Below are 23,089 nucleotides of genomic sequence, written 5' to 3' on the forward strand. Positions count from 1 at the left end.
TTCTTTTATCGGTTTAGCGCTTAATTGAGTATCAGGCCAGTCTGTGTCAAATTCCATAGCACAGTCCCATGTACGGTACGGCTTATCACCCACGCCCGGAACACTTCCGCTTTTTCGGAACGAATACGAAAAGCGAGGGCAACTATCATTTCAAGGTTGTATAATTCAACGGTTTTTCCAATTGCGGTTTGATGGTGCAATACCACATTCTCCTATTTCAGCAATCCGGCTTTCAGTACAGAGCGGATATGGTTCCCGACAGTCGGAACAAAAGTGCCAAAAAGGTCAGCGATCTGGTGTTTTGTAAGCCATACGTTGCCATGCATCTGGTTTACAGTTACGGCATTCCCATTTATATTGATTCTTCCTGTATTCATGGCTATTATTTTTTTGATTGTTTGTTTTTATTGGGGTTTACTGTTTTGTCCTTTAGCCTGAAATTCTGATTAAGGCTTATACCCACCGGCATCCGCTGATCTTCAAAAAGCGAGTATTTATTGCTGATATTACCGGAGAGGGCTTTCATATCCTCATTTACTTTTGTATCGGTGATACGCGCGTAAACCTGTGTGGTGGTTATAGAACTGTGCCCCATCATCCGGCTGACGGTTTCAATGGGGACACCCTGCGAGAGGGTAATATGCGTCCCGAAGTTATGACGCGCCATGTGGAAGGTAATTCGTTCGATATTGCACATTTTTTCTATTTTACGGAAGTGGTTGCACATAACAGCCAGCGTTTTTACATTGAATATTTTGCCGCTTTTCCGTTCATGGCGGTATTTTTCAATGATTTGGCGCGGTATTTCCAGCAAGCGGATGTTGCACTCGGTTTTTGTCTTCTGACGGTTTATCTTTATCCATAAACTGCCGTCGGCCCCGGTTTTCAGGTGTTCTTCCGAAAGGTTGAACAAATCGGCGTAAGCCAGGCCGGTGAAGGTCGAAAAGATAAACATATCCCTTGTGTGGCAAAGGCTTTTGCTGTCAATATGCAGGTTCATCAACCGGTCCAGTTCTCCGGCTTTCAGGTGGCGGCATTTGCGTTCGGGCTGTTCCGGGATAAAAGTGACAAAGGGGTCGCGTTTGAGCGTTCCCTGGCTTACCGCACGGCGGACGATCTTTTTCAGGTTGATCAGGTGCCCGGATATCGTGTGCTGCGCCATCAGCCTGTCCTGCCTTAAAAACAGGTCGAAGGCATCGATAAAGGCCAGGCTGAGGCTGCGGAGCGTTACGTCTTCCGTACCGTATTTTTCCCGCAGGAATATTTCCAGTAATTCGTATGTGCGCACATAATGGTCGAGTGTTGCCTGTACCCTGTCCACGCCAACCCGCTTTTGAAATTCCTCATTGTGTTCCTTAAAGAGTTTCATCAGGGTGATTTGTTTCCTGCCGATACCTTTCAATGCGTTTTTTACCAGTTCCGCTGTAACGAAGCCGAGGGATGTACGCAGTTCCCTGTAATGGGCCGTAATTTCTTCTATCAGCTTATCTATGCCCTGGTTGACAAAAATGGCGTTTCTGCTCTTGCCGGTAGCCCGTCCGGCTTTGCCATCCCATACGGATGGGTCAACGGCTATCTTCGTGCCTATCTGCGCCACGCTTGTATCGATGGTTACCCGGCACAAAAGCTGGCACCTACCGTCCTTTTTCGTTTTTGTCCGGTTGATGTAAAACATCACGGCGAACGTGCTGCGGTGTTTACTGCGTCCTTTCAATATTTCTTTGGTTTCCATCATCCTTAATCCGCTAATTGGTATTTGTCGCTTATCCGTTCTTCAAGCTTGCCCATGTCCTCGCTGATCTTATCGTTGGTGATTTTCGCATAGATACGGGTGGAACGCAGGTCGCTGTGCCCCAGCATCCGGCTCACCGTTTCAATAGGGACTCCCTGTGACAGCGTGATTTCGCTCGCGTAGGTGTGCCTGCCCATGTGGAAGATAAGCCGTTTTTTTATCCCGCATATTTGGCCGATTTTCTTCAGGTTAACGTTTAGTTTGCCACAACTCAACATTAAGAGCAATTTTCCTTCAGGGGCCAGGGCCCTGTACTTTTTGATGATCTGTAAAGGAAATTCCAGCAAGGGGATTTCGCAGGGTGTCCCTGTTTTCTGCCGGGTGGTTTTAATCCAGATCACCCCGTCTTCTGCTTTATACAAATCTTTTTCCGAAAGATTGCACATATCCCGGTAGGCAAGCCCGGTAAAACAGGAAAACAGGAACATATCCCGTGTCAGGTAGCGGTTGGGATGGTCCAAAGGAGTGTTCATGATCTTATCCAATTCGGCACGGGTAAGGTATTTTTGTTGCGGTTTGGGACGTTCCGGCGCGTAGTTGATGAAGGGGTCGCTGGTTGTGATGCCTTCGCAAACCGCATACTTAATCATTTTCCGCATCCGGGTTACGATTCCCAGGATCGTATTCGGTTTTAACTGTAATTCCACGCGCAGGTAAAAGTCATAACTGTTGATGAAAGCATCGTCCAATGCGGAAAACGGGACATCCGAAACTTTAAATTTATGTTTCAGGAAGTTTTTAAGATGACGCAGGGCATTTTCATATTCAAAGCTCGTGTGGGAAGTGCGGTTTACCCCAACCCGCTTGGCGAAATTCGTGTTATGCTTTTCAAAATACTTCACCAGCGTTTCCTGTTCGGAGGCAATGCCTGAAAAAGCATTTTTCACTTGTTCCGCCGTTGCTTTTTCTTTGACGGCGACAATCTCCTGGTAATGGTAACTGACGGATAGGCGTATTTTGTCCAGTTGCCCGTTGATTTCAACAGCTTGTTTGCTCTTGCCTTTACAACGTCCGAAAGGGGTATCCCAGAGGGATATGGGTACGTTCATCTTGGTGCTGAATTGCACCATTGTTTTGCCGACGGTAAGACGTCCCATGATGGGGCATGTCCCGTCGGGTTTTCCCTCATTCTTTTTGAGGTAAAATGATAATTTGACTGCTTGTTTCATAACCCTGTTTTTAAATTTTAAAATTAACTGTTACAGAGTCATTTGTAGTTATGCAAAATGCAGCGTGTCAGCACATAAGGCACCGGTTAGCGCTTGTTTTTCAACCTTTTTGCCGATGACCGTTAAAGATTGTCGATCTTTCGCAGGAGAAAGGTTGATGAACTGCTTTATTTCAGGCTTTCCGGCGTTCTTTATTTTCTTTTCCACAACAACCCAAAGGGCAATACATAGGTAATGGAAATTCTGCCTTAGTGCGTGTTATCCTTCCATTTCAGGGGTTGGAAGAATATAGTGAAATAACGCAGTTATACTCTAATAGCCAGCACTTTGTATTTAATTATCTGAGGTTTTCTTTTTGAGTAATACATATGCCACAGTTTTGAAGCGAAGTGGTGCTAATATTGCCTATATTTCTGAAAGTTTAGGTCACAATGATTTGAAAACGACAGAAAACTATTTAGCATCTTTTGAACGGGACGAGCGAGTAAAGAATGCAAGCTTGTTAACCAACTTTGGAGAATAAGCAATATGTTTGTTTTATAAAAATAATCCCATGGCAATACACATCAACATCGAGAAATTGATATCAGGAAAAATCGTTGAAGGAGAGCGGATAGAGTACAAAAAAGGTTGGAATCCTGCGGCGATTTACCGGACGATTTGTGCATTTGCCAATGATTTTGAAAATATTGGTGGAGGTTATATCATTGTTGGAGCGGAAGAAGAAAAAGGAAGGGCAAAACGCCCGGTTGCCGGTATTGCAACGGATGAATTGGATTCCATTCAGAAGAAGATGGTTGAATTCAATAAAATGATAAATCCCCACTATGATCCTAAAATCAGTATTGAAACAATTGATAATGCCTCAATTCTTGTAATATGGGTTCCCGGAGGAAATCAACGGCCATATGAAGTTCCTGAAGATGTTACCATTAAGAAGGATAAAAAATACCGATACTACATCCGAAGATATGCAAGTACTGTTCAGGCAGATAAGGACGAACGGGATGAACTGATAAGTCTTACCCGCCAAACGCCTTTTGATGACAGGATTAACACTCAGGCAAGTGTTGAAGATATTTCTCCTTTGTTGGTCAGGGAATATTTGCAGAATGTGAAAAGTTCACTGGTCGATCAAATCGAAACAACTCCAATAAATGATATTTATCGGGCAATGGATTTGGTAAGTGGTCCTGATGAATTACTTTATCCGAAAAATGTTGCTTTGATGATGTTTAATTATCGGCCGGAAAAATTCTTTCCCTATTCCCGGATTGAGATTGTTGAATTTCCTAATGGATTGGGTGATCCAGTATTTTATGAGAAGCCGACAATAACAGGCCCGGTTTATTTACAGATACAGAAAGCACTTGGACAGTTGGAAAGCATTGTGTTGAAAGAGCGGATATATAAATTGCCTGACAGGGCAGAAGCGCAACGGGTATGGAATTATCCTTTCCGGGCTTTGGAAGAAAGCGTTGTGAATGCCTTGTATCACAGGAATTGGGAAGTTAGAGAGCCGGTTGAAATACGGATTTTGCCGGATTGCATTGAGATTGTCAACCAGGGAGGTCCCGACCGGAGTGTCAGGATGGAAGAGCTACAAAAAGGAATTATTCACAACCGGAGGTATCGAAACCGGAGAATTGGCGATTTTCTAAAAGAATTGGACATGACTGAAGGCCGGGGAACAGGTATTCCAATCATCCGCAGGGAAATGGAAAAGAACGGCTCTCCTGAACCCCGCTTTGAAACAGACGAAAATCACAGTTATTTTATAACAACACTTCCGATACATTCAGCCTTTTTAGACCGAAGTGATGCTTCAAATGGGGTTATAAAAGGGAAAGATCAACCTATTCAAATAGCTGATAATAAGTACTATATGTTTTTTGTTGGTGATGATAGTGCTATAAATGGGGTTATAAATGGTGCTTTAAGTGAAGCTATAATCAATGAATTGGTAAATGTGTTGAGAATAATTCACAGTCAAAAAGGAATCAATAGAATAGAACTTATTGAGCGAATAGGAAAAGCAAAAACTACCATAGAACGGTATCTAAAAATTCTGAAAGAAAATAATCTGATTGAATACAGAGGAGCAAAGAAAACCGGGGGTTATTTTCTATCGAAATATGCGTTAGATAAACTAAAGAACTAATATGCCCCGACGTAAGCAATACAAAATATCAGCCAGGCAAACGGCAATTTATGATGTTATCGTGGCCGAGCTTCAGCAGAATCCTGAATTGGCCGATTACGACATGGGCACCATCGAAATATCCATAAAGAAGAAAATTACTCCACGGATTCAAGATATTGATTCGGCGATAGCCAACCTGAAAAGATACATCACCATTAACAGGGAACACATCCAGACCATCAACGGCGAAATGATTGTATCCAAAAAAGATATTGCCCGAATGCTGAAAATCTCGCGGCCAACCCTTGACAAATGGATTAGGGAAGAATTTATAACCCCCGTTCAATCCAGTGTTTTGTCGGATACAAAAGTCTTTCCTCCCGATCAGATTTTGAAACAGCTTCAAAACAAAAAGAATAAAAAATAAAATAAATTTTTCAGCTTTACATCTGTTAAGATTGACATAATTTGTCATAAACAGGTAAATAAAAAAGTGCCATTAAAAACTTTACTTAGTTAAGTTTGGTTCGATTTGTCTTTAATTGTCTTATTCGTGTAAAGTTATTTATCTATTTGATTATCAATTATATTCATCTTTATTTTACGCCAGAATTTAATCAGTACTACGTGTAAAACTAAATTTGAATGCCATGTCAAACATTATTCTAACCACGCCCGATGAGCTGCGTGCAATTGTAAGCGAAGCGATTTCCGGCGCTTTTCCCAAACCGCCATCCAACCCGTCACCCATCGACACTATCACGCTGACCGATGCCCTGGAGCTGTTGAAAGAACACGGTTATCCAACCTCCAAAGCCAAGATATACAAACTAACCTCTTCCGGAGATATTCCCTGTAAGACCTACGGGAATAAACTGGTCTTTTCGAGAAAGGAATTGTTGCTGTGGGCAGAGAACCAAACAAAACCCAAACACGATTCAAGTAAAATCAGCCTGACATTAGCACGGAGTGCCAGACTTAAGAGATAGCCGCGATGAAAGGAAAAATAAATGATTGCGGAAAATACATCCGCATCGGTACTGTATTGTATAAAACGGTACAAAGGCCTCTTATCAGCGGCGATTATAAGGTTGAGGCCAAAGGAAAAGACCGGAGGGAGATTGAATTTTTTGCCAAGTTTGTTCTTTGCTCTAACAATGAACGAAATCCGATCATCATTCCCAAAGAAGAAGTGCGATTCTGGGTTCGCAAAATCAATCCGGTAGAGAAGGATAACATTCATCTTCGGGAACAGATGGCGAGTGAAATACCACACTTTTTAGACTTTCTCCTTCACCGGGAACTCTCTTCACAAAATGAATCTCGGATGTGGTTTCATCCATCGACCCTCGACACACCGGCATTACAGAAAATCAAAAAGTACAATACCAACAAGATTGAGATAGAAATGGCAGCTTATTGCTATGAGGTAATGGAAAGTTTGAAACAAACCAAATTTCGATGCTGCCCCAAAGACCTTATGGATGTATTGCGCGAATCAGGGTTAAGAGCGGATATTAACACCATCCGAAACATACTGAAAGACAGCTGGGGACTAACGTCTGAAAAGAATGGAGACTACTTTTTTTATCTCATAGGAACAAATGGAGAATTGGTCCCGGTGAAAAGAAAAGGACGTTATATGGAAATTGAAATCACAGTAGTGGACAAAATCCTGTTGTAATGTTGGGTTTTATATTTAAAGCATTGATTAATAATGAATTTAATGCTACAACACAGACACAACAAACCCACAACAATTTTCATTTTGTTGAGCTCTGACCGCAACAAATCAGACTTTTGTTGTGCCCTTGTTGGAGGTGTAATTTATTGAAAATATGAACATTACGGCGACTTACAACAAAACAACAAAAATTTGGCAATTATGACCCTGAACGAAATAAAGCAAATAAGTATCCGGCAATACCTGGCTGGTTTTGGAATCTACCCGGAGAAAGACCATTCCCATTACGGGATGTATCATTCTCCTTTCAGAGAGGACCACGACGCAAGTATGAAAGTGGACTATCCCAAAAATCTGTGGATAGATTACGGAACCAATGAAGGAGGAACATTGATTGACCTAGTAATGAAAATGGAACATTGTTCTCTACATAAAGCCATATCTATATTGGAACAAAAATACCGCTCTACGGATGTAGGTACCTACCAACGAAGCAGCAAACCTACAAGCAGTTTTTCTTTTCACCGGGGAAAAACAGATCCGGACTTGAAATTACAGGATCCGTCGATAACAATCCTGAACGTCCAACAGATCAGCAACCCGGCATTAATTGAATATCTGAATGAGCGCCGAATCAACATTGACATTGCCCGGATTCATTGCCGCGAAGTTCATTACTCGATAAATGATAAACCTTATTATGCTGTCGGGTTCCAGAATGACAAAGGAGGCTATGAGCTGCGAAGTAAATATTTTAAAGGATGCACTTCGAAAGACATTACAACGGTACAGCGAAATAAGAACCATTGTGTGCTGTTCGAAGGGTTTATGGATTATCTGAGTTTTTTAACGATACAAAGGCAGAAAAATGTCCCGGTAGATGTGATTGTTCTCAATTCACTCTCGAATCTTGGAAAAGTAAAAAGTACGCTCACAGCTTATAAAGGAATCTTCACATTTTTTGATCATGACCAAGCGGGAAGAAAGGCTGTTCAGGAAATCCAATCAGACAGCAACAATGTCAATGACCTGTCCTATTCCTATTCCGGGAGTAAAGATTTAAACGAATACCTGTGCCTAAAACATAAACCGCAGATGAAGCAAGCTCAAATATTGAAACAGTCGGGACTGAAACGGTAAAATGCCATCCTGAAGGCAAACATTGGGTTTACTTATTCCAACTGCAAGTTTCTTTTAATCAACAAATCAATTTTAACTTTTAAAATACTCACAATGAAGAAAATGAATTTTATTCTACAAAGTAAAGGCGGCAGCGGCAAATCGATGCTCACCTATTTCCTGGCGCTAAAAAATGAAGACAATCCCCAAACCTATTTTATTGATTTTGACAGCTCAGTAAAATCAAGTACGCAGCAGCTAAAATTCCTGCAGGGCAAGACTCCAGCCCGCTTTGCAAAAATGAATTTACTGGATGAGCGCGGTAAAATTGATCGGCAGCGGCTGTTTGAAAACCTGCAGATCCTCGCACAAAAACCTTATGAGGAATTCTTTCTTGACTTTGGCGCACCCGAAAGCGAGCAGTTTACCTCCCTGTTTTCAAAAGATTATACCATCGAAGAATTTAGGCAGATTGCCGATGAACTCGATGTTGAATTCATCTTCAACATTGTTGTGGCAGGAGGCAGCGCCTACCTTCCCTGCACCAATTACCTGAACAATATTGCCGGTCTAAACCAACAGAATTTCAGAATTGTCATCTTTATCAATGAGTTTTCATTTCAGAATTACAAATCACTGATTGCAGAATTAGAAAACTATGCAAAAGCCAATTCAGGCAATATTAGCGGGGTCAACTATTTTGGTGATTTTGATACGGATGCTGCCCCTCATAAAAACATCCTGAGGTACATTTCTGAAGGAAAGGGAATGAACGCATACGTCTTTATTGAGAAAATTAAGATTCAAAAAGAACTTCAAAAATTACCGTGATGGAGCATGTGAAGATTGATTTTCAACGAATGCAGGCCGAGTACTTTCTGAAATACGATTACCGGTTTGACGAGACAGCCCTGGCTATGTTACTTATTTTGAAAAAAGAGCAGGAACAGAACTTTGTTTTTCAAAACACAGCGTTGAACAAGGCCATCGATAAAATTGAAGATTCTCAACGAACTTTAGCGCTGGATCGAGAACACCCGCGCTGGCAAGCATTCTCATACGGCCTTGGGCGGTTGGGTTTGCCTTTACTATTGGCAATCTCTTTCCTAGCTATCTTTTACGTGATCCATCTAAGCAATCAGAACCAGGAAACAATCGATTCGGCCAAACTCCGGTGGTATGAAAACTTTTATCAATCCAATATTGAAAACAGGGAGACCAAGGCCATTAAAGAATATTTAAAGGCAAATCCCCTTCCTGAATAATTTTAAATGATCAACGAAATGAACGAATTTTTAAAACAAAAACTACTGGAAAACAAGGCAGGGATTTATTCCTTAATTGCCCATCATTATGCTGACCGGATCAATGAAATGGGTTGCAGCCTTTTCAGGGATTGGTTAAGTGAAGAATTGTCCATAGATAAAAGCAGGATAAACGTCACAAGCCTATATTCAGCGGCTAGACGGGAGAAAAAGAAAGATAAGGGCAAAAGCAAAACAGATGAACTTCAACCTGGACTCGAACCCAAGCAGAAAAGTGTTAATCCCGGTTCGACTTTTTCTGATCCCGGCGCCATGCTGTCTTCTGTAGATAATATCACTGAAATGTAACTCATCTGTAGTCGGCCGAATAACCAATACTGCATAGTTCTGAATAGGAATAAATAAAAATCAACAGGAATGAATAGAAATGGATATTTCTGCATAAAAACAGGTAATTTATTCATTATTAGTTATATCCGTGCAATATTATGCACTTTCGTACCTCAATGCACTATTTCATTTCGTTCATCTCACCAGCTTCAGCACCCCACGAGTGCGTGTTTCGTACCTCGCACCCACTCTTTTCCCCACCCACGACAAAGGTATTTTCGCTTATTCCCTGAAAATCCCCTGTCCTTAAAACACCAGACATTATCCATTATCTTTTTTATCCGTCTATATTGATTGTATTACAAGGCCAAATAAAGATTTTGAAGTCACTTTGAACATTCAATGTGGAAGTTGGGGCAATGGAAGCTGTGTGCAAATTGTGTGCAAATAAAGAAAAAAGCAGTTACAAAATATTTTTGTAACTGCTTCTATTTCAATATGTGGGCCCAACTGGGCTTGAACCAGTGACTCCCTGATTATGAGTCAGGTGCTCTAACCAACTGAGCTATGGGCCCTAAAATATATTCTGCCGTTTTATCCAATCCGGAGATCAGTCTCCCGCTTTCGGGAACAGGCTGTGATATTGCTTTTACGTAGTTCCGATTTTCGGATTGCAAGTTTACAACATTAGCTGAAAATACACAAGCAAAATGTTAAAATTCGCCCGACCTTATTCTGCTTCATTCGTTTTATCGGAGCTATCGTCAATGGCTTCTTTCGCGTCTAAACGACTAAATAAACGCCAGTAGAAAATAATGATGCTGAATATGCCAATGGTGATCGCCGAATCAGCCACATTAAAAACCGGACGAAAGAATAGAAACTCCTGCCCTCCCCAAACGGGGATCCATGCCGGGTAACGGCCCGAGATCAGTGGAAAATAGAACATATCGACGACTTTCCCGTGCAAAAACGAAGCATATCCGCCTCCTTCGGGAAACATGCGGGCAACCTCTCCGTAGCTTTCGTTAAAGATCATCCCATAAAAAGCGCTGTCGATGATATTACCCACTGCACCGGCAAAGATGAGCGAAACACAGGCAATAAAACCCATCGGGATATCTTCTCTTTTTGCCAGCCTGAATAAATACCATCCGATACCGGTTACGGCAATAATCCGGAAAATACTCAGAAAAATCTTGCCGTATTCGCCGGCAAACTCAATCCCGAAAGCCATCCCGTTATTTTCAACAAAATGAATTAAAAACCAATGACCGATCACGGAAAATTCTTCGCCCAGATACATATTGGTTTTTATCCAGATTTTCAGTAGTTGATCAACTAAAAGAATCAGGAAGATAATCAGAATTGACTTTGTTAATTTTGTCATGTTATCAGGTATTCATAAAAAAATGATTGGAAGAACGCATTTTTCCAATCATCGTCGTGTAACAGGTGGTTTTAATTACTTTTGGTTATTCTTGGCGTCAATGCTCAAGGTGGCATGAGGCACGGCACGCAAACGTTCTTTCGAAATCAGTTTCCCGGTTTCCCTGCAGATTCCGTATGTTTTGTTTTCGATACGAACCAGGGCTGCCTGCAAATGCTGAATAAATTTCAGCTGACGTTGCGCCAGTTTACCAGCTTCTTCTTTCGACAGAGTAGCAGCGCCTTCTTCCAATACCTTAAAGGTTGGCGAAGTATCCTGGGTGTCATTTCCATCACTATGTGTAATCGAATTCTTATACATTTCATAGTCTTTCTGAGCTTTTTCAAGCTTACCTAAAATAAGCTCCTTGAATTCCGTTAGCTCAGCATCCGAATATCTGGTTTTTTCTGTCATAGCCTCAAAGATTTAAGTTCGTTATTCCGCTATTAATACAATAGTCCATTCGGTTTCTAAATTATAAAATAAATTTGAATATGAACAGGTCATTAAACATACCTGCATCCTTTGTTATTCCTTTTTTTCAACAAGAATGCAAGCTTCCACATCCTGATCAATTTCAACCACAGTTCCCGATCCGTTTTCCAACCGATCAACCAGTATCAAATCATGCGCAAGGGTTTGGCTGCTGATGTATTCTTTGAAGTTCGCCACAGCATCGTTATAATACTCGTGCTTAACGATTTTCAGAGAAATGCGGTCAGTAATTTCAAAGTCGCTCTCCTTGCGTATATTCTGTATTTTATTGATGAACTCGCGTGCAATGCCTTCCTGCTTCAGTTGGTCGGTTACATGAATATCGAGGGCAATGGTCATTTCGCCTTCGGTAGCCACCAGCCATCCGGGAATGTCTTCGGTGGTGATTTCCACGTCGTCGGTTGCCAAAGCCACTGTTTGACCCTCGACACTCAAGGTGTGGACACCGCTTTTTTCCAGTTCGGAGATGTCAGTCTGGCTGAATTGGGAAACCGAAGCGGCAATCTGTTTCATGATTTTACCATATTTCGGGCCCAGTGTTTTAAAGTTGGGCTTAATTTTCTTTTTGATGATGCCGGCCGTGTCGGTCAGGTACTCTACCTCTTTCACGTTCACTTCGGAAAGGATGATATTTTCAACCGCCCCGAATTGCTCCCGGAAACGGGGATTCAGAACGGGAACCATGATTTTTGCCAACGGCTGGCGCACTTTCAGCTTTTCCTTCCGCCGTAAGCCCAGGATCATAGAAGAAGTGCGTTGGGCAATATCCATTTTCTGCTCCAGATCCCTGTCAATCAGCGACTCGTCAGCCATCGGGAACTCCGCCAGGTGTACGCTCAGGTCGGGCTCTTTTCCGGTGAGCTTATTCAGGTCGGTGTACAGTAAATCGGCATAGAAGGGGGCCATCGGGGCCGATAGTTTGGCCACGGTTACCAAACAGGTATAAAGCGTTTGATAGGCCGAAATCTTATCCTGATTATATTCGCCGCCCCAGTAACGTTTGCGGCTCAGGCGGACAAACCAGTTGCTCAGGTTTTCGTTTACAAATTCTGAAATGGCACGTCCGGCATGGGTTGGCTCGTATGTTTCGAGGCTTTCACCCACTTCTTTGATCAGCGAATTCAGCAGGGAAATAATCCAGCGGTCGAGTTCCGGGCGTTTGGCTACCGGAATTTCAGCTTCCTCAAAACGGAAACTGTCGATATTCGCGTACAGTGCGAAGAAGTTGTACGTGTTGTATAAGGTTCCGAAGAATTTGCGGCGTACTTCGTCCACCCCGCCCAAATCGAACTTCAGGTTGTCCCAGGGCTGCGAGTTGGTAAGCATATACCAGCGCAGCGGGTCGGAGCCATATTTTTCGATCGTTTCGAACGGGTCGACGGCATTGCCCAAACGCTTCGACATTTTGTTGCCGTTTTTATCGAGCACCAAACCATTCGAGATGATGTTTCGGAAAGCTACCGACTCATCAATCATCGTTGCAATGGCATGAAGCGTAAAGAACCAACCCCGGGTTTGATCGACTCCTTCAGCAATAAAATCGGCCGGGAACACCCCACGCCCCCTCCCCGGGTTGTATTTTTCTTTGTTTTCAAACGGATAATGGTTCTGGGCATACGGCATGGCTCCCGAGTCGAACCAAACGTCGATCAGGTCGGGTTCGCGGAACATTTTTTCGCCGTTGTCGGCCACCAGCACAATATCGTCAACATACGGACGGTGCAAATCTATTTTTTCGTAATTCGTTTTATCGTATGCTCCCGGAACAAATCCTTCGTAAGGATTTTTGCTCATCACCCCGACTGCCACAGCTTTCTCGATCTCGGCATACAAATCTTTTACTGAGCCGAAACATTTCGTTTGACTTCCGTCTTCGGTACGCCAGATGGGCAACGGTGTTCCCCAGAAACGCGAACGGCTCAGGTTCCAATCCACCAGATTTTCGAGCCAGTTGCCAAAGCGACCGGTTCCGGTGGATTGCGGTTTCCAGTTGATCGTATTGTTCAGGGCAATCAGTTTGTCTTTCACCGCCGTGGTACGGATGAACCAACTATCGAGCGGGTAGTAAAGTACCGGCTTGTCGGTGCGCCAGCAATGCGGATAGCTGTGCTCATGTTTTTCAACCTTGAAGGCCTTATTCTCTTTTTTCATCATCACCGCGATATCCACATCAACGGTCGGATCGTTTTCATTCAGCGAGTCGTCGTATTCGTTTTTCACATAACGACCGCTGAATTCGCCGTAGGTTCCGGTGTTCACGTTGGAGGCAACAAATGCCGGATCGAGGTCTTCCAAGCGGTAAAAACGTCCTTTCCGGTCGACCAACGGCTGGGTTTTTCCTTCTTTGTCGGTTACCAGCAACGGGGCAATGCCGTGTTGTTTGGCCACACGGTCGTCGTCGGCGCCAAAGGTGGGTGCAATGTGCACGATACCGGTACCATCTTCGGTGGTTACAAAGTCGCCGGTGATCACGCGGAAAGCATCGCCATTCGGTTTTACCCAGTTGATAAGCTGCACGTAATTCACGCCGGCCAGTTCTTCCCCGGTATATTCAGCCAGAACCTGATAGGGAATTTTCTTATCGCCAAACACGTACTCATCAAACGAGAGTTCGGTATTTCTCGGATCGAAATGGCTGTACAGCAAGTCTCTTGCCAGGATAACCGTCATCGGTTCTCCGGAGTATGGATTGAATGATTTCACCTTGACATAGGTAATTTTCGGGCCGACACACAGCGCGGTATTTGAAGGCAGCGTCCAGGGGGTTGTTGTCCAGGCCAGGAAGTACAAAGGCGTATCCACACCCTCGTACAGGAACTCCGACTTTTCGTCGCGAACGACGGCAAACTGGGCAACGGCCGTGGTGTCTTTCACATCGCGGTAGCAGCCCGGCTGGTTCAGCTCGTGCGAGCTCAGGCCGGTGCCGGCGGCAGGCGAATACGGCTGGATGGTGTATCCTTTATACAACAGGCCCTTGTCGAACAGTTGTTTCAGCAACCACCACACCGATTCGATGTAACGGTTATCGTAGGTGATGTACGGATCGTCCATATTCACCCAGTATCCCATTTGCCGGGTCAGCGCTTCCCACTCTTTGGTATATTTCATCACCTCGCGGCGGCAGGCTGCATTATATTCTTCGACGGTAATTTTGGTTCCGATATCTTCCTTGGTGATTCCCAGCGTTTTTTCCACACCCAACTCAACCGGCAATCCGTGCGTATCCCAGCCGGCCTTGCGGTGAACGCGAAAACCTTTCATCGTTTTATAGCGGCAAAACGTATCCTTAATGGCCCGGGCCATCACATGATGAATACCCGGCATTCCGTTAGCCGAAGGTGGCCCTTCGTAAAAAACAAAGGTCGGGTTGCCTTCCCGGGTTGAAATACTTTTGTGAAAGGTATCATCGTCTTCCCATCTTTTCAGCACATCTTTGTTGATTTGGGAAAGATCTAATTGCTTGTATTCACGGAATTTATCGCTCATCGGATTCCTGTTTTGACCAAATTTTAAAAAGAGTACAAATATAGAAATTTTTTGGGTATGGCGGACAGGAGGCCCAAAATGGACGGGCAGTCCGTGGAATTTTTAACGCCGAATAAAAGTGATACGGTTGAGGGTGAAAAAAACCACACGTGGTTTTTGGAGAAACCACAGCAGGTTTTTTTTACAGCAATTCGCCTTCTCAACAAAAACAGTTAAAAGCCAAATTCTGGGTACTTCCTTCTTGAAAACATTATTCCGGATAAATATTTCTTCCTGAAACCGATCGTCGTCCGGTTCTCTTCTGTCATGCAGAGTGAATCCCTCAGTTCGCAATACAACGAATGTCTTAAATTTGTAAAAAAAGAAAATATGGGACACGAAGCACTTAAACTGGAATTAATAGAATGGCTGACCAAATTGGAAGATAAGGATACAATTGATTATCTGAAAATTGTCAAAGATTCGTCGACTTCGGGGAAAGATTGGTGGCATGATTTGAATGAGCAGCAGAAATACAGCATCCAGCAAGGTTTGAAAAATATTGAAGATGGGAGATTAACTACACACGAAGACATTAAAAAAAAGTATGGCCTCTGATTCCAAGATCCTTTGGACACAAAATGCCATTTCTGATTTGGAAGCCATACTTAGCTACCTCGAAAAAGAATGGAGTAAAAAGATTTTCAATACCAGCAGAGATACCGATCGATTAAAGAGAAAATGATATATCACTGACAGCAGAGAGTTTCACTTGGAAAGAAGCTCTCCATTGCAAAAAAGAAAAGCCTGTCCCGGGTGGAACAGACTTTTCTTTAATTATCAGATGATTTATGTTTATGCGTTTGGATCGGCCGCTTCGCCCGAAACCGGAACGGTGGCTACACCAACAATGCCGACATCGCCCATCACATAAGTTTTCGGGCCAAGTTTCATGTCTGAATTCATCATTTCGTCCCAGCTGACTTCCTTCCCGGTGTAGGCCGACACACGTCCCATAATGGCAACCATGTTGCTGATGGCTGTCGCTTCGGCTTCGTTTACGGGGATGTTTTGGCGGATACAGGTCACCAGGTCGATGTGTTCCTGCACGTACGGACTGATTTTCACGTTCCGTTCGGGCTGCCCGTTGGCATCCAGCGGATAGGGGTACTTAAACAGCTCGGCGCCGGCGGCGTCCCAAATGGTGTCTTTGCAGTTCGACGAGCCTTTGGTGCCCATCACAAACTCGGAAACATTGTTGGTACAGCCGTTAATCTGCCGGCACATACTGTGCATGTGCATCCCGTTGTCGTATACAAAATCAACACTGAAGTTGTCGAACTGGTCGCCGGTTACACGGCGCTGGCGCGAACCAAAGCCAACGGCTTTTGACGGGTATTTCCCGGTAAACCAGTTGATCACGTCGATGTTGTGAACGTGTTGTTCCACAATGTGATCGCCCGATAACCACAACCAGTTCACCCAGTCGCGGATCATGTATTCCATTTCGCTCCAGTCGGCATTGACATTGCGGTGCCACAGTTTCGACTGGTTCCAGTAGCAGTTGGCACCGACGATCTCGCCGATGGCGCCGTTGGCAATCTGTTTGTACACCTCGATATAATCGCGCTGGTGGCGGCGTTGCGTACCGGTAACAATTTTCAGCCCAAGCGATTCGGCTTTTTTGGCCGAGGCCATGACCTGGCGGATACCAACCGGGTCGACAGCGACCGGTTTCTCCATGAAAATGTGTTTGCGGGCTTGTACGGCCGCTTCGAAATGCTGGGGACGGAAATGTGGAGGTGTAGCCAGAATAACCACATCAACACCCGAATCGATTACCTTTTCGAAGGCATCGAAGCCAATAAAAATGTTCTCATCGGCAACCTCCTGGTTGGCTTGTTCTTTCAGTTTTTTCCGGCAGTCGTTAATACGATCCGGGAAAACATCGCCCAAGGCGTGGATGGTCAGGTTGGGGCCTGCGCTGAGAAAATCGAGAGCTGCGCCCGAGCCGCGTCCGCCGCAACCAATGACGCCGGCTTTCAGCGGTTTGCCGTCAGGAGCCTGGTCTAACAGGGGAGGCAGGTTCAGTTCAACTGCTTTTTGTTTTTCGGCGCACGAAACCAAGGCATTGGCGCCAATGATACCAATAGCTCCCGCTGCAGCGGCATTGGTCAAAAACCGTCTTCTCGACAGGCTGGATTGTTCATTCATGATAAATCAAGTTTAGTTTGTATGGTATAAATTGAATTTATTTTTAATGTTCATGATTCAGTTACCGGGTATTTCCTGTTTGCTCGTCAAATTCGCAAACCACGCGGAATCCTACCGTATTCACATCAGAATACCACCAAATACTTTTGGGAAGCTGTGGGTCTGTTTTCAGCCAGGCCTCGCTTTGGGTGTAGCCGCGGGCAGCGCTGCGTAAGTCGCCCGGCGTACTTTTAAAGGAACCTCCCCGGACAACGCGTTCCGTTCCCGCGGCAGGACCTTTGGGGTTGAGCGCGCCATCGGTAAGTTGTTGATACGCATCCGGGGCATACCAGTCCTGGCAAAATTCGGCCACATTTCCCGGCATATTCTTCAAACCAAACGGATTGGCCCGCACCACATCGGGCAGTTGAGTCCTGGCCAGGCTGTTTTTCTCATAAACCACAAAGGAATTGATGTAGGTCGTATCGGCGCCAAACAACTTATTCCACAGTTTGTCGGTTGAGAATTTTTTGGGATCGCCTTCAAAGAAATACGGTGTTTGTGTACCCGCGCGGCAGGCATATTCCCACTCGGCCTCGGTTGGCAGGCGATAGTTTTTACCGGTAACTTTCGACAGCCAGCGGCAATAGGTTTCGGCAGCATTATAGCTCATGGTAATGGCCGGACGTTTCCCCAGTCCCCAGTTCTGGTCGGGCTGGCCGTACGGCGGCGTTGGCCCTGTGATGGCATCCACTTCGATGTCGGTCCGGGAACCTTCGGTATCCGAACTACGCCCTTCGGCCCCTGTTTGTGCATAAAAAGCCAGGTATTCATCCCAGCTTACTTCCACTTCACCCATGAAAAACGGACTCAGTTCAACCCGCTTCTGCGGGCCTTCGTCGGTATTCCGGTAGGGCTCGTCCTGCGGACTTCCTATGGTAAAGCTGCCTCCAGGAATGGCAACCATTTTGAATGAAACCGTTGTGTTCGGAATTTTCTCGGTGAAGGATTCATGCACATTCACCGCTGTTGCTTCAGGATAAACTTCCCGGTTAATTTGCACTCCTTTTCCAAAACCGACATTGCTTTCGTGTTTGGCATTCGGATTAAAGTGCCCGACAAAAAGGTGGCAATTGATACAGCGAAGCTCATCTTCGCGCTGCGAATAATACAGGTGCGCCTCCTGCCCTTCTTTAGTCAGCGCCAGGGGAAATAAATTGACGTGACACTTGATGCAGGCTTCTTTATACACGAAATGCTGCGCCTCTTCGACCGTTGATTTGGCCTCCCAGTTAAAACTTTCGTGGTCCTTGAACAGGTAACCGTAAATGTCTTTCATCCCCAGACGGGCTTTTTCTTTCAGATAACCATGTCCTTTCGGGGGCAAATGGCAGTCGACACATTTTACCTGAATACCCGACGGATTGTCGTAATGCGATGACAATTTCCACGACTCGAATACGTGCGGGTGCACGTGGCATGATTCACAAAACTCGTTGGTAGAGGTATATTCAACTGACCGGTTAAACCCGATCAGGACAAGGATTCCAAAGGAAAATCCGATAAATAAAACAAGCAAAATCCTCTTTTGGAAAAATTTGCGCAGGCTCATAAGCATAGTCATTTTCTGGTTAATCGTTTATTAAGTAGTAGCCACCAAATTTAGTAAAATACTTATTTGAACCGACTTAATCCTGTAAAAAATGCGGATAAAACGAGTTGTTTTCCGGGAATCAGCCTGTAAAAAAAGGTTGCCGGGACAGCAACCTTCTGGGAATAACGAAAAAGGGAGTTCGGAAAGTTTCAAAAACAATTTAAAATTACCATTCTCTTCCCGGATTTGAGTTATTTTCTGATTACAAGACCATTACAGAAATATTAAAAAATCAGCATAGGTTTGAGACGATTATGAATAATCAGCATAAAATGATGTATCTTTTATGTTGTCAACTAACATTTGAAAGCCCTGACGATGAGAACACAGGCAACAAATCTGTTTAATTGCTTTCTGGAGCTGCTTTTCCCGCGTATTTGCGTGGTTTGCGGGCAACGGTTAATTCAAACCGAACAACATCTTTGCCTGAGTTGTCTGCTCCATTTGCCCCGGACCAACTACCATAAACAAGCCGGCAATGTGATGGAACAACTGTTTTACGGACGTATACCCGTTGAAAAGGCAGCTGCCTATTTCGAATTCCGGAAAGGAAGCGATTATCAGAAGATCCTTCACCGCCTAAAGTACAGCGGTCAAAAGGAAATGGGCGAATATATGGGCGAGCGGTTTGGATCGGAGATTTCAGAAAGCAAAACTTTCAGGGAAATCGATTTAATTTGTCCGGTACCGCTTCACCCAAAAAAAGAGCGAAAGAGAGGATACAACCAGAGTTATCACATTGCACTTGGCCTGTCGAAAGCCTTAAACACCCCGGTTGACCACACCAATTTACGGCGAACCATTTACACTGATACCCAAACCCGCCGGTCGCGATTTAATCGCTGGCAAAATGTTGAAGGTATTTTTGATGTCGCAGATCCGGGACTGTTTGATGGCAAACACCTGGTTCTGGTTGACGATGTTATCACCACCGGTTCAACCCTGGAAGCCTGTACCACGGCCATTTTAAAGCAATGTCAGGCAAAAGTCAGCATCCTCACGCTGGCCATTGCCTGATTTCCGGGTGCGCTCATTCCAGGTAAACACAGGAGCCACGCGACACCGACATCACGGCAAAGAAGCCAAGAGCGCCGTTACTGATGTTTCCTTTCACGTTGGCTGATGGTCCGCTGAAAATGGGTACTTTACCGTTGATCTCCTGTTGCAGGGCATTGATAAAATCATAGTATTCTTTCGTTATACCCGCTATCTCGAGCATAATGACATCGCCGGACTCAACCAGCTCATCTTTTTCTTCATCAAAATATTGAACCATCGCCCCGTCAATCCGGTTGCCATTAAAAAAACGGTCGTCAGCAGTCCAGTAATTACTAATCGTATCGGTAAATAAAACGCCGTTTTTATACACCTTGAACAAATAATAATCTTCGGTTTCACCAGGTTCGTCGGCATATAATTCAACTTCCCAACCATCCCAGCGACTGTTGTATGTTACACCAACAGCGTCGACTTGGGTAACCTGTTTCATCAATGTTTCGGCGGCGTAGCTTTCCATGATCCCGTCTTCATTAACATCAACCTGTTCGATGCTCAACCGGTATGTCCGCCCGGGAACACCGGCATAGTCATCCGGGGTAAGATAAACGCCCGGAGTTGCCGGATCTTCAACCAGTTGAATATTGGCTGTACCGTCGCTGAGATGAACAATGGCCCCCGACACAACGGGTGTTTCCTCATTGTAAAAGTAAGGCATCGATTTCGTGAGGTACACCGCATGGGCCTTCACGTCGTTGGTAATTTCGCCAAAAACCACCAGCCTCGATTCTCCGGCCAGCTCCAGGTTGATATCAACCCGCTCGGTACAGGATTGGAAAAACAAAATCGTTATAATAATGATGGCAGCGTATTTCATGATGTTTAAAATTTAAAGTTATAGGTAACCGATGGAATAATGGGGAACAAATAGGTCTTCTCAGCATATGTTTCCTTTGGATTTTCTTTATCCTGTTTAAAGTTGAGGACCCAGGTATTCTTTCGGTTGTAAGCGTTATAAAGCGAAATCACCCACTCTCCGGTATACTTCCGCTGATGTTTGTTCCGGTTTTTTATGGCAACCGACAGGTCGAGGCGATGGTAATCCGGATAACGGGCGCCGTTCCGTCCGGAATAATAAGGAATAATCGAGCCGTTTATTTCATAGCGCTGAATAGGTAAGGTAACCGGTTGCCCGCTTGCATAAAGCCAGTTGGCAGAAACGGATACCCGTTTGCTGAGTTCATAGTTCAACACCGTACTGACGTCGTGTGGTTTGTCGAATGGCGCCAGATAGGTTTCGCCGTCATTAATTCCCCGAATGGTCCGCTCGGCCCGCGACAAGGTGTAACTCAGCCAGCCGCTTAGTCGTCCCTCAGCCTTTTTCAGCATAAATTCAATTCCATACGAACGTGAAGTTCCGGTACGTATTTCACCTTCCAGGTACTTGTTCAACAGTAATTCGGCATGATCGGCAAAATCAATCGTGTTTTTCATGTCTTTGTACCAGGCTTCGGCTGACAACTGGTACTCACCTTCACGAAGATTTTTAAACAGCCCCACGGCAAATTGATCAGCCACCTGCGGCTCTACATTGGGACTGGCCGGAAACCAAACATCCAGCGGACTGCCGGCCGTTGAGTTGGTCGCCTGCTGAATGTACTGCCGCGTACGGTTGTAGTTCATCTTAACCGACAGGTCTTCGGCCAGGATGTAATTGATGCCAAGCCTTGGCTCCAGTCCGAAATAATTCTTGTACACATCGCCTTTCCCGTAGTAGGTTGAATCAGCCAGCTCGTAATCTTCGTCGAAATGATAAACGGTTGCATCGCCCACATTCTGAAAGAGCGAGGCACGCACGCCATATTTTATGATCAGTTTCTCGCCAAGCCGAAGTTGATGAGACAAATAACCGGCATGTTCGAGCGACCGGGTACTTTCGACCTCGTATTCCGAAAAAATAGACTGGCTGCCTATTCCCTTTGCCGATCCGGGATCAAAGCCATGATAAAAACTTTGCAAGCCAAACTGGAGGTTTTGTTCGGGGGTAATAAACCACGAAAAGTCAGCTTTCAGTCCGGCATCCTGTAAATCCGACTTCCAAAGCCAGGCCTCCGGCTGGTCCTCGGGTGTTCCCAGTTCATAATCATAACGGCTCCAAACAGCAGTCAGATTCATAAACAACTTTTGGCTGTAAATGTGGCTCCAGCGCAGGGTAACGGTTTTGTTGCCGAATCCCATCCCGAAGTCGGGGCTTTTCATGACATCGCGCCCAAAATAACCACTTAGGTACAAGCGGTTATTCTCGTTAAACCGGTGGCTGAGTTTCATGTTGGCATCGTAAAAATAGAGTTTGGCGTCGCGAACATTTTCGTCGCTTGCCAGCGGCAGAAACAGGTCCATATACGTCCTTCGTCCCGAAAGAAGAAAGGTAGTCCGGTCTTTCTCAAGCGGCCCTTCCAGGGTAAGGCGGCTCGAAATCGTTCCAATTCCGCCGGCGCCGGTAAACTTTTTGGAGTTCCCGTCCTTCATCCTGACATCGAGCAGTGACGACAAGCGTCCGCCGTACTGGGCAGGCACATCGCCTTTGTAGAGTTTCAGATCGTGAATGGCGTCGTTATTAAACACCGAGAAAAAACCCATCAGGTGAGAGGCATTGTAAACGGTCGCCTCATCCAGCAAAATCAGGTTTTGGTCGGGCGTGCCGCCCCTGACGCTAAAACCGGATCCTCCTTCGCTGGTTGATTGCACGCCCGGCAACAACATCACTGCTTTAATCAAATCAACCTCGCCCATTAACGCCGGGATGGACTTGATGGTTTTGGGTTGCAGCTTTTCTACACCCATCTCCACGCGGGTAATGTTTTTGTCTTTCCTTTCGGCAGAAACCATCACTTCCCCGATTTCTTCCGACTCGGGTTTCAGTTCGAATTCAATGATCATGTTGTCCGTTAATTCAACGCGCCGCTCTTCGTCCCGGCACCCGATAAAAGAGCAGACCAAGGTGTACGTTCCGGGCAACAGCGAGATGGAGTAAAATCCGTAATTGTTACTGACGACGCCGGCTCCTGTTTCTTTGATGTAAAGATTAGCTCCAATCAGTGTTTCACCGTTTTCGGCATCTTTGATGTGCCCGCTGATCACCCGCCGGTCCGACTTATTATCCTCATCGGCAAAAGCATAGCTAAATCCGGCCATGAATGGGAATATGGCCAGCATAAAAAAGAGTTTTCTAAACATTGTTTACTTGTTTTCAGATAATTATTCGTTTGTTTTCTTTGGCTTCCATATAAGACCAATATTTTATCAAATCGTTGCAATTTTTTTGAAATAAAATTGCAAAAAAATCAACTCTCTT

General features: G+C 44.8%; 21 protein-coding genes and 1 tRNA gene. 10 read left to right on the forward strand and 12 right to left on the reverse strand.

All coding sequences use genetic code 11. The features are described 5' to 3' along the window. Positions 1 to 212 precede the first annotated feature (212 nt). From AC6H3C_RS23380 to AC6H3C_RS23395, 4 genes are read right to left on the reverse strand one after another with little or no spacing between them, the layout of a single operon-like run. Positions 213 to 377: a hypothetical protein gene (locus AC6H3C_RS23380; protein ID WP_497518047.1), complete on the reverse strand. Its 165-nt coding sequence runs from the start codon at positions 375 to 377 to the stop codon at positions 213 to 215. A gap of 5 nt (positions 378 to 382) precedes the next feature. After that, entirely contained in the window at positions 383 to 1,735 is a 1,353-nt protein-coding gene (locus AC6H3C_RS23385; RefSeq protein WP_497518049.1) for a site-specific integrase, read from the reverse strand. 2 nt (positions 1,736 to 1,737) lie between these two features. Then, entirely contained in the window at positions 1,738 to 2,961 is a 1,224-nt protein-coding gene (locus AC6H3C_RS23390; protein ID WP_497518051.1) for a site-specific integrase, read from the reverse strand. A gap of 48 nt (positions 2,962 to 3,009) precedes the next feature. Further along, the gene (locus AC6H3C_RS23395; protein ID WP_497518053.1) at positions 3,010 to 3,168 is read right to left on the reverse strand and encodes a hypothetical protein; all 159 of its coding nucleotides are present in this window, start codon (positions 3,166 to 3,168) and stop codon (positions 3,010 to 3,012) included. Positions 3,169 to 3,514: 346 nt separating this feature from the next. Between AC6H3C_RS23395 and AC6H3C_RS23400 the strand changes: the two genes are divergently transcribed. The 8 genes from AC6H3C_RS23400 (at position 3,515) to AC6H3C_RS23435 (ending at position 9,520) form a co-directional block, all read left to right on the forward strand. Beyond that, positions 3,515 to 5,122 carry an ATP-binding protein gene (locus AC6H3C_RS23400; protein WP_497518055.1) on the forward strand — a complete coding sequence of 536 codons (1,608 nt, stop codon included), beginning with the start codon at positions 3,515 to 3,517 and terminating at the stop codon, positions 5,120 to 5,122. A 1-nt stretch (position 5,123) separates the two neighbouring features. Then, positions 5,124 to 5,531 (forward strand): hypothetical protein, encoded by a 408-nt coding sequence (locus tag AC6H3C_RS23405; protein WP_497518057.1) that lies wholly within the window; start codon positions 5,124 to 5,126, stop codon positions 5,529 to 5,531. Between the two features lie 223 nt (positions 5,532 to 5,754). Continuing rightward, complete coding sequence (locus tag AC6H3C_RS23410) at positions 5,755 to 6,093, forward strand: helix-turn-helix domain-containing protein (protein WP_497518059.1); 339 nt, start codon at positions 5,755 to 5,757, stop codon at positions 6,091 to 6,093. 5 nt (positions 6,094 to 6,098) lie between these two features. Then, a complete protein-coding gene (locus tag AC6H3C_RS23415) occupies positions 6,099 to 6,788 on the forward strand; it encodes a primase-helicase family protein (RefSeq protein WP_497518060.1) in 690 nt (229 codons plus the stop codon). Positions 6,789 to 6,989: 201 nt separating this feature from the next. Beyond that, the gene (locus tag AC6H3C_RS23420; RefSeq protein ID WP_497518061.1) at positions 6,990 to 7,928 is read left to right on the forward strand and encodes a DUF8464 domain-containing protein; all 939 of its coding nucleotides are present in this window, start codon (positions 6,990 to 6,992) and stop codon (positions 7,926 to 7,928) included. Between the two features lie 93 nt (positions 7,929 to 8,021). Then, a complete protein-coding gene (locus AC6H3C_RS23425) occupies positions 8,022 to 8,738 on the forward strand; it encodes a P-loop NTPase family protein (RefSeq protein ID WP_497518062.1) in 717 nt (238 codons plus the stop codon). Then, positions 8,738 to 9,172 carry a hypothetical protein gene (locus AC6H3C_RS23430; RefSeq protein ID WP_497518064.1) on the forward strand — a complete coding sequence of 145 codons (435 nt, stop codon included), beginning with the start codon at positions 8,738 to 8,740 and terminating at the stop codon, positions 9,170 to 9,172. Before AC6H3C_RS23425 ends, AC6H3C_RS23430 begins: the two co-directional genes overlap by 1 nt. Before the next feature lie 18 nt (positions 9,173 to 9,190). Further along, positions 9,191 to 9,520: a hypothetical protein gene (locus AC6H3C_RS23435; RefSeq protein ID WP_497518065.1), complete on the forward strand. Its 330-nt coding sequence runs from the start codon at positions 9,191 to 9,193 to the stop codon at positions 9,518 to 9,520. A gap of 483 nt (positions 9,521 to 10,003) precedes the next feature. On the opposite strand, the gene AC6H3C_RS23440 is transcribed toward AC6H3C_RS23435, so the two are convergent. The 4 genes from AC6H3C_RS23440 to ileS all read right to left on the reverse strand — a co-directional run bounded on the left by AC6H3C_RS23440 (position 10,004) and on the right by ileS (position 14,912). Beyond that, positions 10,004 to 10,077 (reverse strand) — tRNA-Ile (locus AC6H3C_RS23440). A 155-nt stretch (positions 10,078 to 10,232) separates the two neighbouring features. Beyond that, the gene (locus tag AC6H3C_RS23445; RefSeq protein WP_497518066.1) at positions 10,233 to 10,892 is read right to left on the reverse strand and encodes a lipoprotein signal peptidase; all 660 of its coding nucleotides are present in this window, start codon (positions 10,890 to 10,892) and stop codon (positions 10,233 to 10,235) included. 75 nt (positions 10,893 to 10,967) lie between these two features. After that, complete coding sequence (locus AC6H3C_RS23450; protein WP_497518068.1) at positions 10,968 to 11,345, reverse strand: TraR/DksA family transcriptional regulator; 378 nt, start codon at positions 11,343 to 11,345, stop codon at positions 10,968 to 10,970. A gap of 114 nt (positions 11,346 to 11,459) precedes the next feature. Then, positions 11,460 to 14,912, reverse strand: a complete 3,453-nt coding sequence (gene ileS / locus AC6H3C_RS23455) for an isoleucine--tRNA ligase (RefSeq protein ID WP_497518069.1) — start codon at positions 14,910 to 14,912, stop codon at positions 11,460 to 11,462. A gap of 369 nt (positions 14,913 to 15,281) precedes the next feature. On the opposite strand from ileS, the gene AC6H3C_RS23460 reads away from it, so the two are divergent. Next, on the forward strand, positions 15,282 to 15,509 hold the full coding sequence (locus AC6H3C_RS23460) for a hypothetical protein (RefSeq protein ID WP_497518070.1): 228 nt from the start codon (positions 15,282 to 15,284) through the stop codon (positions 15,507 to 15,509). A gap of 237 nt (positions 15,510 to 15,746) precedes the next feature. Here AC6H3C_RS23460 and AC6H3C_RS23465 read toward each other — a convergent pair whose 3' ends face one another. Together AC6H3C_RS23465 and AC6H3C_RS23470 are read right to left on the reverse strand one after the other, a co-directional pair. After that, on the reverse strand, positions 15,747 to 17,105 hold the full coding sequence (locus tag AC6H3C_RS23465) for a Gfo/Idh/MocA family protein (RefSeq protein WP_497518072.1): 1,359 nt from the start codon (positions 17,103 to 17,105) through the stop codon (positions 15,747 to 15,749). A 61-nt stretch (positions 17,106 to 17,166) separates the two neighbouring features. After that, complete coding sequence (locus AC6H3C_RS23470; RefSeq protein ID WP_497518073.1) at positions 17,167 to 18,696, reverse strand: SUMF1/EgtB/PvdO family nonheme iron enzyme; 1,530 nt, start codon at positions 18,694 to 18,696, stop codon at positions 17,167 to 17,169. A gap of 360 nt (positions 18,697 to 19,056) precedes the next feature. On the opposite strand from AC6H3C_RS23470, the gene AC6H3C_RS23475 reads away from it, so the two are divergent. Beyond that, the gene (locus tag AC6H3C_RS23475; protein ID WP_497518074.1) at positions 19,057 to 19,755 is read left to right on the forward strand and encodes a ComF family protein; all 699 of its coding nucleotides are present in this window, start codon (positions 19,057 to 19,059) and stop codon (positions 19,753 to 19,755) included. Positions 19,756 to 19,768: 13 nt separating this feature from the next. Here the strand turns inward: AC6H3C_RS23475 and AC6H3C_RS23480 are convergent, their stop codons facing one another. Next, positions 19,769 to 20,611 carry a DUF4249 domain-containing protein gene (locus tag AC6H3C_RS23480; protein ID WP_497518075.1) on the reverse strand — a complete coding sequence of 281 codons (843 nt, stop codon included), beginning with the start codon at positions 20,609 to 20,611 and terminating at the stop codon, positions 19,769 to 19,771. Between the two features lie 5 nt (positions 20,612 to 20,616). Next, positions 20,617 to 22,971 carry a TonB-dependent receptor gene (locus AC6H3C_RS23485; RefSeq protein ID WP_497518077.1) on the reverse strand — a complete coding sequence of 785 codons (2,355 nt, stop codon included), beginning with the start codon at positions 22,969 to 22,971 and terminating at the stop codon, positions 20,617 to 20,619. Positions 22,972 to 23,089: the final 118 nt, after the last annotated feature.

Source organism: Gaoshiqia sp. US2, from assembly GCF_059705485.1.

Excerpts from the sequence above, each read along its gene's own strand:
- AC6H3C_RS23430 (WP_497518064.1), top strand. The coding sequence starts at position 8,738 with ATGGAGCATGTGAAGATTGATTTTCAACGAATGCAGGCCGAGTACTTT.
- AC6H3C_RS23410 (WP_497518059.1), top strand. The coding sequence starts at position 5,755 with ATGTCAAACATTATTCTAACCACGCCCGATGAGCTGCGTGCAATTGTA.
- AC6H3C_RS23420 (WP_497518061.1), top strand. The coding sequence starts at position 6,990 with ATGACCCTGAACGAAATAAAGCAAATAAGTATCCGGCAATACCTGGCT.
- AC6H3C_RS23470 (WP_497518073.1), bottom strand. The coding sequence starts at position 18,696 with ATGAGCCTGCGCAAATTTTTCCAAAAGAGGATTTTGCTTGTTTTATTT.
- AC6H3C_RS23405 (WP_497518057.1), top strand. The coding sequence starts at position 5,124 with ATGCCCCGACGTAAGCAATACAAAATATCAGCCAGGCAAACGGCAATT.
- AC6H3C_RS23400 (WP_497518055.1), top strand. The coding sequence starts at position 3,515 with ATGGCAATACACATCAACATCGAGAAATTGATATCAGGAAAAATCGTT.
- AC6H3C_RS23445 (WP_497518066.1), bottom strand. The coding sequence starts at position 10,892 with ATGACAAAATTAACAAAGTCAATTCTGATTATCTTCCTGATTCTTTTA.
- AC6H3C_RS23465 (WP_497518072.1), bottom strand. The coding sequence starts at position 17,105 with ATGAATGAACAATCCAGCCTGTCGAGAAGACGGTTTTTGACCAATGCC.
- AC6H3C_RS23390 (WP_497518051.1), bottom strand. The coding sequence starts at position 2,961 with ATGAAACAAGCAGTCAAATTATCATTTTACCTCAAAAAGAATGAGGGA.
- AC6H3C_RS23380 (WP_497518047.1), bottom strand. The coding sequence starts at position 377 with ATGAATACAGGAAGAATCAATATAAATGGGAATGCCGTAACTGTAAAC.
- AC6H3C_RS23475 (WP_497518074.1), top strand. The coding sequence starts at position 19,057 with ATGAGAACACAGGCAACAAATCTGTTTAATTGCTTTCTGGAGCTGCTT.
- AC6H3C_RS23485 (WP_497518077.1), bottom strand. The coding sequence starts at position 22,971 with ATGTTTAGAAAACTCTTTTTTATGCTGGCCATATTCCCATTCATGGCC.
- AC6H3C_RS23480 (WP_497518075.1), bottom strand. The coding sequence starts at position 20,611 with ATGAAATACGCTGCCATCATTATTATAACGATTTTGTTTTTCCAATCC.
- AC6H3C_RS23435 (WP_497518065.1), top strand. The coding sequence starts at position 9,191 with ATGAACGAATTTTTAAAACAAAAACTACTGGAAAACAAGGCAGGGATT.
- AC6H3C_RS23450 (WP_497518068.1), bottom strand. The coding sequence starts at position 11,345 with ATGACAGAAAAAACCAGATATTCGGATGCTGAGCTAACGGAATTCAAG.
- AC6H3C_RS23460 (WP_497518070.1), top strand. The coding sequence starts at position 15,282 with ATGGGACACGAAGCACTTAAACTGGAATTAATAGAATGGCTGACCAAA.
- AC6H3C_RS23385 (WP_497518049.1), bottom strand. The coding sequence starts at position 1,735 with ATGATGGAAACCAAAGAAATATTGAAAGGACGCAGTAAACACCGCAGC.
- ileS (WP_497518069.1), bottom strand. The coding sequence starts at position 14,912 with ATGAGCGATAAATTCCGTGAATACAAGCAATTAGATCTTTCCCAAATC.
- AC6H3C_RS23425 (WP_497518062.1), top strand. The coding sequence starts at position 8,022 with ATGAAGAAAATGAATTTTATTCTACAAAGTAAAGGCGGCAGCGGCAAA.
- AC6H3C_RS23415 (WP_497518060.1), top strand. The coding sequence starts at position 6,099 with ATGAAAGGAAAAATAAATGATTGCGGAAAATACATCCGCATCGGTACT.